Raw genomic sequence first — 6,182 nt, 5'->3', positions numbered from 1 at the left:
AAATGGCAAAGGAAAAGTTCGAGCGGACTAAGCCGCACGTGAACGTTGGCACGATTGGTCACGTTGACCATGGCAAGACCACGCTGACGGCCGCGATTGCTACGGTGCTGGCAGCCAAGTTTGGCGGCTCGGCCAAGAAGTACGACGAAATCGACGCAGCGCCGGAAGAAAAGGCACGTGGTATTACCATCAATACCGCCCACGTCGAGTACGAGACGGCTAACCGCCACTACGCGCACGTTGACTGCCCGGGCCACGCTGACTATGTGAAGAACATGATCACGGGCGCCGCACAGATGGACGGCGCGATCCTGGTGTGCTCGGCCGCTGACGGCCCCATGCCCCAGACCCGCGAGCACATCCTGCTGGCCCGCCAGGTTGGCGTGCCTTACATCATCGTGTTCCTGAACAAGTGCGACATGGTCGACGACGCCGAGCTGCTCGAGCTGGTCGAAATGGAAGTGCGCGAACTGCTGTCGAAGTACGAGTTCCCCGGCGACGACACCCCGATCATCAAGGGTTCGGCCAAGCTGGCGCTGGAAGGCGACAAGGGCGAGCTGGGCGAAGTGGCGATCCTGGCGCTGGCCGACGCACTGGACACCTACATCCCGACGCCGGAACGTGCCATCGACGGTACCTTCCTGATGCCGGTGGAAGACGTGTTCTCGATCTCGGGCCGTGGCACGGTTGTGACCGGTCGTATCGAGCGCGGCATCATCAAGGTCGGTGAAGAAATCGAAATCGTGGGCATCAAGCCGACGGTCAAGACCATCTGCACCGGCGTGGAAATGTTCCGCAAGCTGCTGGACCAGGGTCAGGCTGGCGACAACGTGGGTCTGCTGCTGCGCGGCACGAAGCGCGAAGACGTCGAGCGCGGCCAGGTGCTGTGCAAGCCGGGTTCGATCAAGCCGCACACGCACTTCACCGGAAGGACAAGGAAATGGTCATGCCGGGTGACAACGTGTCGATCACGGTCAAGCTGATTGCCCCGATCGCCATGGAAGAAGGTCTGCGTTTCGCCATCCGTGAAGGCGGTCGTACCGTCGGCGCCGGCGTCGTGGCAAAGATCCTCGACTAAGCAAACTTCCTGGGGCAGGCCGGCGGTACAATACTGTCGGCTTGCTCCCATGTTCCAGGGCGCTCGCCGCCCATCGCTCTTTAAAGGAAATATCATGCAGAACCAGAAGATCCGTATCCGCCTGAAGGCTTTCGACTATCGCCTGATCGACCAGTCGGCAGCCGAAATCGTGGATACCGCCAAGCGCACCGGCGCGATCGTCAAGGGTCCCGTGCCCCTGCCGACCCGTATCCAGCGCTTCGACATCCTGCGTTCGCCGCACGTCAACAAGACGAGCCGTGATCAGTTCGAGATCCGTACTCACCAGCGCCTGATGGACATCGTCGATCCTACCGACAAGACCGTTGACGCACTGATGAAGCTCGACCTGCCGGCCGGCGTCGACGTCGAAATCAAGGTGTAAGGTATTTCGCACAAGACCGCCTCAAGCGGTGTTGAGCAAACAGGAACGGCGGACTTCGGTTCGCCGTTCTTGCTTTTCGGGCGGCCCCGCGCGGGCGCAGTGTCTGTCCCGGCGGGGAGTTCGTCAGGATAGGGCGGTAGCGCAGGCTGCTTCGGCACTTCGACGCAAACATCGCAAAACAACACCCGTGCCGCGCCCAGCCCTAACTTCCCAAACCGCGCTTGCACTTTCCAGACCGCTGAGATATAGTGTAAGGCTACCCGTTTGTCTATGGGTAGTGGGCTGGCCAATTTGGCCGCGCGCAGTCTTCTTCAGCGCAGGCCCCGCACTGCAAACACTGTTTTCGTGTATTTAATCAGCCCCGGCCAATCGCAGCTGGGAATGGAGCAAACCATGAGCCTTGGCCTTGTAGGTCGCAAGGTTGGCATGACCCGTATTTTCACGGACGACGGCGATTCAATTCCCGTTACCGTGGTCGAGGTCGGCGACAACCGCGTGACACAAATCAAGACGGACGAGACCGACGGTTATACCTCGGTTCAAGTCACTTTCGGCGCACGCCGCGCTAGCCGCATCACCAAGCCCCTGGCAGGTCACCTTGCCAAAGCTGGTGTTGAAGCTGGTGAAATCATCCGCGAATTCCGTATCGATGCCGCTAAGGCTGGCGAACTGCAAGCTGGCGGTACGCTGTCGGTCGACCTGTTCGAAGTCGGTCAGAAGATCGACGTCCAGGGCGTGACCATCGGTAAGGGCTACGCCGGTACCATCAAGCGTCACCATTTCGCATCGGGTCGTGCCACCCACGGTAACTCGCGTTCGCACAACGTGCCGGGTTCCATCGGTATGGCGCAAGATCCGGGCCGTGTGTTCCCCGGCAAGCGCATGACCGGCCATCTGGGTGACGTCACCCGCACCGTCCAGAACCTGGAAATCGCCAAGATCGACGCAGAGCGCAAGCTGCTGCTGGTCAAGGGCGCCATTCCCGGCTCCAAGGGCGGCAAGGTTATCGTTACCCCGGCCGTCAAGGCCAAAGCCAAAGCTTAAGGAGCGAATCAATGGAACTCAAGCTCCTCCAGGACAATGGCCAGATCGGCGCGGGCGTTGACGCTTCGCCCGAAGTCTTCGGCCGTGACTACAACGAAGCCCTCGTTCACCAGATCGTCGTCGCTTACCAGGCCAACGCTCGCAGCGGTAACCGTAAGCAGAAGGATCGTGAAGAGGTCAAGCACACGACCAAGAAGCCTTGGCGCCAGAAGGGTACGGGTCGCGCCCGTGCCGGTATGTCTTCCTCGCCGCTGTGGCGCGGGGGCGGCCGCATCTTCCCGAATTCGCCGGAAGAGAACTTCACCCAGAAGGTCAACAAGAAGATGTTCCGTGCCGGTATGCGCTCGATTTACTCGCAGCTCGCACGTGAAGGTCGTATCAACGTGGTGGACGGTTTCACCGTCGATGCGCCCAAGACCAAGCTCTTGGCCGACAAGTTCAAGGCCATGGGCCTGGATTCGGTGCTGATCATCACCGACAGCCTCGACGAAAACCTCTACCTGGCTTCGCGCAATCTGCCGCACGTGGCAGTTGTCGAGCCGCGCCAGGCTGACCCGCTGTCGCTCGTGCACTACAAGAAGGTGCTGGTGACCAAGGCAGCCGTCGCGCAGATCGAGGAGTTGCTGAAATGACGCAAGTAGCCAAGAACGATCATCGTTTGATGCAGGTGCTGCTCGCGCCGGTGGTTTCCGAAAAGGCAACCCTGGTCGCCGACAAGAACGAACAGGTCGTGTTCGAAGTCGCTCGCGATGCCAACAAGGCAGACGTGAAGGCGGCAGTCGAACTGCTGTTCAAGGTCGAGGTGCAGTCCGTTCAGATCCTGAACCAGAAGGGCAAGCAAAAGCGCTTTGGCCGTTTCATGGGGCGTCGCAACCACGTGAAGAAGGCTTACGTTTCGCTCAAGCCGGGTCAGGAAATCAATTTTGAAGCGGAGGCCAAGTAATCATGGCACTCGTCAAGACTAAGCCGACGTCGCCGGGCCGTCGCTCCATGGTGAAGGTGGTTAACGCCAACCTGCACAAGGGCGCGCCCCACGCTCCGCTGCTGGAAAAGCAATTCCAGAAGTCGGGCCGCAACAACAATGGTCATATCACCACCCGCCACAAGGGCGGTGGTCATAAGCACCACTACCGTATGGTCGACTTCAAGCGCAACGACAAGGACGGCATCCCCGCCAAGGTCGAGCGCCTGGAATACGATCCGAACCGCAGCGCCAATATCGCGCTGGTGCTGTTCGCCGACGGCGAGCGCCGCTACATCATCGCCACCAAGGGCATGGTAGTTGGCCAGTCGCTGATGAACGGCTCGGAAGCTGCGATCAAGTCGGGTAACAACCTGCCGATCCGCAACATTCCGGTTGGTACCACCATCCACTGCGTGGAAATGCTGCCGGGCAAGGGCGCTCAGATCGCGCGCGCTGCCGGCGGTTCCGCTGTGCTGCTGGCTCGTGAAGGCATCTACGCTCAGGTTCGCCTGCGCTCCGGTGAAGTGCGTCGCGTTCACATCGAATGCCGCGCCACCATCGGTGAAGTCGGTAACGAAGAGCATAGCCTGCGCGTCATCGGCAAGGCCGGTGCAAATCGTTGGCGCGGTATCCGCCCGACGGTTCGCGGCGTTGTGATGAACCCGGTGGACCACCCGCACGGTGGTGGTGAAGGCAAGACCGCTGCAGGTCGTGATCCCGTTTCGCCGTGGGGTACCCCGGCCAAGGGTTACCGTACCCGCAGCAACAAGCGCACTGCCAGCATGATCGTGCAGCGCCGCCACAAGCGTTAATCGGTAGGTAGGAGCCTAGACATGACACGTTCCGCAAAAAAGGGTCCGTTCTGTGACGCCCACCTGCTGAAAAAGGTGGAAGCGGCCACAGCCGGCAAGGACAAGAAGCCCATCAAGACTTGGTCGCGTCGCTCGACCATTCTGCCGGACTTCATCGGCCTGACGATCGCCGTACACAACGGCCGTCAACACGTGCCGGTGTATGTTTCGGAAAACATGGTTGGCCACAAGCTCGGTGAATTTGCGCTCACGCGTACGTTCAAGGGCCACGCGGCCGACAAGAAAGCGAAGAGGTAAGGTGCCATCATGGAAGTGAAAGCGATTCATCGCGGTGCCCGCATCTCCGCCCAGAAAACGCGCCTGGTCGCTGACCAGATCCGCGGTCTGCCGATCGAGCGCGCGCTGAACGTCCTGACGTTCAGCCCGAAAAAGGCGGCCGTCATCGTGAAGAAGGTGGTCGAATCGGCCATCGCCAACGCCGAGCACAACGAAGGCGCCGACATCGACGAACTGAAGGTCAAGACCATCTTCGTCGACAAGGCAACCTCGCTCAAGCGTTTCACGGCACGAGCAAAGGGCCGCGGCAACCGTATCGAGAAACAAACTTGTCACATCACTGTGACGCTGGGCAACTAAGGAGTCACGATGGGACAGAAGATTCATCCGACTGGCTTCCGTCTGGCCGTCAGCCGTAACTGGGCTTCGCGTTGGTACGCCAACAACACGAAGTTCGCCGGCATGCTGAAGGAAGACATCGAAGTTCGCGAGTTTCTGAAGAAGAGGCTCAAGAACGCTTCGGTAGGCCGCGTCGTGATCGAGCGCCCCGCCCGCAATGCACGTATCACCATTTATAGCTCGCGTCCGGGCGTGGTGATCGGCAAGAAGGGTGAGGATATCGAACTGCTCAAGGCCGAGCTGCAACGCCGCATGGGTGTGCCCGTGCACGTGAACATCGAGGAAATCCGCAAGCCGGAAACCGATGCGCAGCTGATCGCCGACTCGATCACCCAGCAGCTCGAGCGCCGTATCATGTTCCGCCGCGCCATGAAGCGCGCGATGCAGAACGCGATGCGCCTCGGTGCCCAGGGCATCAAGATCATGAGCGCCGGTCGCCTGAACGGCATCGAAATCGCTCGTACCGAGTGGTATCGCGAAGGCCGTGTGCCCCTGCACACCCTGCGCGCTGACATCGACTACGGCTTCTCCGAAGCAGAAACCACCTACGGCATCATTGGTGTCAAGGTGTGGGTCTACAAGGGTGATCACCTCGGCCGCAACGATGCGCCGGTGGTGGAAGAGCCGCAAGACGAGCGTCGTCGTCGCCCGGGTGGTCGTCCCGATGGTCGCCGCCGTGAAGGCGAAGGCGGCCGTCCGGGTGGCAACCGCCGCGGTGGCGCGGGTGCCGGTGCAGGTCGCCGCGCTCCTGGCGCAGATGCGAAGAGTGGAGAATAACGATGCTGCAACCTAAGCGCAGAAAATACCGCAAGGAGCAGAAAGGCCGCAACACGGGTAAGGCTACCCGTGGCAACGCCGTGTCTTTCGGCGAATTCGGCCTGAAGGCGATGGGCCGTGGTCGTCTGACGGCTCGTCAGATCGAGTCGGCACGTCGTGCGATGACCCGTCACATCAAGCGTGGCGGCCGCATCTGGATCCGGATTTTCCCGGACAAGCCGATCTCGAAGAAGCCCGCCGAAGTCCGTATGGGTAACGGCAAGGGTAATCCGGAATACTACGTGGCAGAAATCCAGCCGGGCAAGATGCTGTACGAAATGGATGGCGTGACGGAAGAGCTGGCTCGTGAGGCGTTCCGCCTCGCGGCCGCCAAGCTGCCGATCGCTACCAATTTCGTGGTGCGCCAGGTCGGGACGTAAGGAGAGCAGG

At 60.7% G+C, this 6,182-nt stretch carries 9 protein-coding genes and 1 pseudogene; all 10 read left to right on the top strand.

Features of this window, described 5'->3' with window-relative positions; genetic code table 11:
* Positions 1–2: 2 nt before the first annotated feature.
* The 10 genes and pseudogenes from tuf to rplP all read left to right on the top strand — a co-directional run bounded on the left by tuf (position 3) and on the right by rplP (position 6,172).
* Positions 3–1,078 (top strand): annotated as a pseudogene (gene tuf, locus AC1DQ3_RS29400) (elongation factor Tu).
* Between the two features lie 94 nt (positions 1,079–1,172).
* A complete protein-coding gene (rpsJ, locus tag AC1DQ3_RS29395) occupies positions 1,173–1,481 on the top strand; it encodes a 30S ribosomal protein S10 (protein WP_006160488.1) in 309 nt (102 codons plus the stop codon).
* A gap of 393 nt (positions 1,482–1,874) precedes the next feature.
* Positions 1,875–2,525, top strand: coding sequence for a 50S ribosomal protein L3 (gene rplC, locus AC1DQ3_RS29390; RefSeq protein WP_477123644.1), 651 nt, complete (start codon positions 1,875–1,877; stop codon positions 2,523–2,525).
* 11 nt (positions 2,526–2,536) lie between these two features.
* Entirely contained in the window at positions 2,537–3,157 is a 621-nt protein-coding gene (gene rplD, locus AC1DQ3_RS29385) for a 50S ribosomal protein L4 (RefSeq protein ID WP_010812396.1), read from the top strand.
* Positions 3,154–3,468, top strand: coding sequence for a 50S ribosomal protein L23 (gene rplW, locus AC1DQ3_RS29380; protein ID WP_006160473.1), 315 nt, complete (start codon positions 3,154–3,156; stop codon positions 3,466–3,468). Before rplD ends, rplW begins: the two co-directional genes overlap by 4 nt.
* A 2-nt stretch (positions 3,469–3,470) precedes the next feature.
* On the top strand, positions 3,471–4,301 hold the full coding sequence (rplB, locus tag AC1DQ3_RS29375) for a 50S ribosomal protein L2 (protein WP_477123643.1): 831 nt from the start codon (positions 3,471–3,473) through the stop codon (positions 4,299–4,301).
* A gap of 21 nt (positions 4,302–4,322) precedes the next feature.
* Positions 4,323–4,598: a 30S ribosomal protein S19 gene (rpsS, locus tag AC1DQ3_RS29370; RefSeq protein ID WP_477123642.1), complete on the top strand. Its 276-nt coding sequence runs from the start codon at positions 4,323–4,325 to the stop codon at positions 4,596–4,598.
* A 9-nt stretch (positions 4,599–4,607) separates the two neighbouring features.
* Complete coding sequence (rplV, locus tag AC1DQ3_RS29365; protein WP_006160469.1) at positions 4,608–4,937, top strand: 50S ribosomal protein L22; 330 nt, start codon at positions 4,608–4,610, stop codon at positions 4,935–4,937.
* Between the two features lie 9 nt (positions 4,938–4,946).
* A complete protein-coding gene (gene rpsC, locus AC1DQ3_RS29360; protein WP_477123641.1) occupies positions 4,947–5,753 on the top strand; it encodes a 30S ribosomal protein S3 in 807 nt (268 codons plus the stop codon).
* A 2-nt stretch (positions 5,754–5,755) separates the two neighbouring features.
* A complete protein-coding gene (gene rplP, locus AC1DQ3_RS29355) occupies positions 5,756–6,172 on the top strand; it encodes a 50S ribosomal protein L16 (RefSeq protein WP_006160465.1) in 417 nt (138 codons plus the stop codon).
* Positions 6,173–6,182 lie beyond the last annotated feature (10 nt).

This window comes from Cupriavidus sp. 01T418 (assembly GCF_056398885.1).
Note: the sequence above shows the minus strand (reverse complement) of the source record. Positions and strands in the feature narration are given on the sequence as shown.

Excerpts from the sequence above, each read along its gene's own strand:
- rplC (WP_477123644.1), top strand. The coding sequence starts at position 1,875 with ATGAGCCTTGGCCTTGTAGGTCGCAAGGTTGGCATGACCCGTATTTTC.
- rplP (WP_006160465.1), top strand. The coding sequence starts at position 5,756 with ATGCTGCAACCTAAGCGCAGAAAATACCGCAAGGAGCAGAAAGGCCGC.
- rpsC (WP_477123641.1), top strand. The coding sequence starts at position 4,947 with ATGGGACAGAAGATTCATCCGACTGGCTTCCGTCTGGCCGTCAGCCGT.
- rplB (WP_477123643.1), top strand. The coding sequence starts at position 3,471 with ATGGCACTCGTCAAGACTAAGCCGACGTCGCCGGGCCGTCGCTCCATG.
- rpsS (WP_477123642.1), top strand. The coding sequence starts at position 4,323 with ATGACACGTTCCGCAAAAAAGGGTCCGTTCTGTGACGCCCACCTGCTG.
- rpsJ (WP_006160488.1), top strand. The coding sequence starts at position 1,173 with ATGCAGAACCAGAAGATCCGTATCCGCCTGAAGGCTTTCGACTATCGC.
- rplW (WP_006160473.1), top strand. The coding sequence starts at position 3,154 with ATGACGCAAGTAGCCAAGAACGATCATCGTTTGATGCAGGTGCTGCTC.
- rplD (WP_010812396.1), top strand. The coding sequence starts at position 2,537 with ATGGAACTCAAGCTCCTCCAGGACAATGGCCAGATCGGCGCGGGCGTT.
- rplV (WP_006160469.1), top strand. The coding sequence starts at position 4,608 with ATGGAAGTGAAAGCGATTCATCGCGGTGCCCGCATCTCCGCCCAGAAA.